A 2,638-nucleotide genomic window follows, 5' to 3' on the forward strand; every position below is an offset into this window, starting at 1 on the left:
GGCCGGCGGCCGGGCCGGCCCGCGTCAGCAGGCCGAACCGGGACGGCCGCGCGCCGGGGCCGCCTGGTGCGGCCAGCCTGCGGTCTCCTCCCTGGACGGGCGGTAGTAGTCGTCCCGGGACAGGAACTCCACCGGCAGCGAACCCGGCAGGGTCACCGCTCCGCGTGCCGGCCCGGGTACGCCGCCCACCCGGAGCAGCAGGGTGTCCCGCTCCGGCGGGGACAGATCCACCAGTTCGGGGTGCACCAGCCGGAACGCTGCCACGGACCGGCGGACCTGCCGGGCCAGCGCGGCGACCAGCGGCGCCGGGCCGCCCAGGGCGAGGGCCGGCTGCCGGATGGTACGCAGCGCGTCGCAGACCACCAGCAGCTCGACCTCGCCGTCCGGGCCGTCGACCAGTTCCAGCCGGGACGGCCACTGCCAGCGGATCTGGCCACTGACCAGGCGGGTCGGCCGGACCGGGCGCCGGTGCCGGGCGCCCGTCCGGCCGTCCCGCCCGGAGACCAGGGACAGCTCCGAGCCGGTGCAGACGTACGCGAGCCGGCGGTCGGTCACGGTCACCGTCGCCGGACCGGGCAGACACCAGGCCCGGTCGCTCTCGGTGGGGCCCAACAGGTGCCCGGTCACCCGGATCCGGTGCTGCCCGAGCACCTGCTCACCCGGTTCCGGAAGCAGCGCGTACCGCCGGTCGAGCACGGGTCGGGTGGCGTCGTCATCCGCGTCGAAGCGGTGCGGCCCGATGAAGAAGGGAGCGGCGTCCTCCTGCACGGTCACGACCTCCCGTGGGATGGTTGCGGTACGTAAAGCGTGTCGCACACCACAGTGGCTGTCATGACACCCGTTAGGGGGTCGGCCGGTCGGTCTGTGCCTGTGACCGGTAGATGCCGATCTCCTCCGGCCGGACGAGTCCGTCCTCGATCGCCCGGGCGAGCAGCGCGGCCTTCGTGGCGGCCGGTCGGCCCGCCCGGGTGTACTTGATCCGCGCCCGGTCCACGTACTGCTTCACGGTGTGCTCGCTGATCCGCATCCGGCGGGCCACCGACGCCTTCGACATGGACTGGAACCACAGCAGCAGGGCCTCACGTTCCTTGTCGGACAGGGCCGGCCGGTCCGGGCGCGGATCGCCCACCATCGCCCCGGCCAGCGTGGGCGGCACGTACGGCCGGTCGGTCGCCGCGGCCAGCACGGTCGCCACGCAGTGCTCGCGTCCCTCGTGCTTGGCCAGGAACGCCACCGCCCCGGCATCCAGCGCCGCCAGCATGGTGTCCGGGTCGGTGTGCTCGGAGTAGACCACCACCCGGTGCCCGGCGGCGCTCAGCTCGGCCAGCTTGTCGAGCACCATCCGCCCGTGCAGCCGCAGGTCGAGCAGGACCACGTCGGCGCTCGGGGCGAGCCGCAGCACCTCGTCCGGATCGTCCCCCGTGGCCAGTACGCGCAGCCGCGGCTCGCTGACCAGCCAGGCGCGTACCCCGTCGATCACCACCGGATGGTCGTCCACGATGGCCACCCCGATCGGCCGGCCGCCGGTCACCTGCTCCGCCACCGGGTCTGCGTCCATCTGATCTCCCCGTCCCGCTCGTGCACGTGTTCCACCGGCCCGTCGCTGTCCACCAGGGGCGGTCCGCTCGTGTCCGGCCCGTCATGGTCCGGGGTGACCAGGCTGATCACCACCTCGTCCGGTCCGGCCACCACGGTCAGCCGGGCCCGGCCGCGGGCGTCGGCCAGCGCCGCGGTGAGCGGGTCGGCCAGCCGCCGGCGTACCTCGACGGGCAGCTCCGGCGGGGTGCCGATGGCGACCAGCTCGATCGGCACGCCGTTCCGTTCCGCCAGGTCAGCGGCGGCGCGCAGCTCGTGCAGCAGTGGATCCGGCACATCGTCCGACTCGGCGATGAGCCGGCGCAACCGGCCCGCCGCCAGCACGCAGCGACGGCGTACCTCCGGGTCGGCCGGGTCGGCGGCGCCGCTGGCCAGGGCCGCGAGCACCTCCTCGGCGGTGCTGCTGACCAGGGCCAACCGGTCCCGCCGCTCGCGCCGGGCCCGTTCCGCCGCGCCCCGTTCCGCCTCGACCGCCAGCGCCGCCGAGGCGGTACGGGCCCGGCCGCGCGCCAGCGCGGCGATCGCCGCCGCGCCGACGAAGACCGCCACGGGCAGCGAGGAGGTGCCGTAGACGTACATCGCGTAGCGGGTGAGGTCGGCCGGGGCGGTGGCGCCGAACGCGAGCACCGCACCGAGCGCGATCGCCGCGTGCGCGCCGAGCAGCGCGAGCAGCCACCACACCGGCCGCCGCCAGAGCACCAGCAGGAAGAACCAGGCCAGCCCGCTCCACACCCAGTTCGCCGCGGTGAACAGGTACCGCTCGCCGGCCGCGGCGACGACCGCCACGTCGACCACCAGCAGCACCGCGGCCAGCCGCCGGGCCGGGGGCAGCCCGCCGCTCAGCAGGCGTACGCCGGACCCGACGCCGACCGCCGCGGCCACCAGCCACCCGGCCGCGACCACCGCCGGGGCGGCCATCCCGGGCCCGGCCGCGAGCACCGCCGGCAGACTGACGGCCAGGTGCCAGGCCAGCGCGATGGTCACCGCCACGATCCGGGCGCCCCGGTCGGAGGCGTGCGCGACGGCGCCCGCCGCGGACGGG

At 76.0% G+C, this 2,638-nt stretch carries 3 protein-coding genes; all 3 read right to left on the reverse strand.

Annotation, left to right across the window (positions count from 1 at the left end):
• Window positions 1-24 precede the first annotated feature (24 nt).
• The gene (locus ACWEVO_RS34635) at window positions 25-768 is read right to left on the reverse strand and encodes a hypothetical protein (protein ID WP_452311632.1); all 744 of its coding nucleotides are present in this window, start codon (window positions 766-768) and stop codon (window positions 25-27) included.
• 73 nt (window positions 769-841) lie between these two features.
• On the reverse strand, window positions 842-1,558 hold the full coding sequence (locus ACWEVO_RS34640) for a response regulator transcription factor (RefSeq protein WP_452311630.1): 717 nt from the start codon (window positions 1,556-1,558) through the stop codon (window positions 842-844).
• Window positions 1,528-2,638 (reverse strand): hypothetical protein (locus tag ACWEVO_RS34645; RefSeq protein ID WP_452311631.1); only part of this gene is annotated, 1,111 nt, incomplete at its 5' end. The genes ACWEVO_RS34645 and ACWEVO_RS34640, both read right to left, overlap by 31 nt.

Source organism: Micromonospora sp. NPDC003776, from assembly GCF_053605645.1.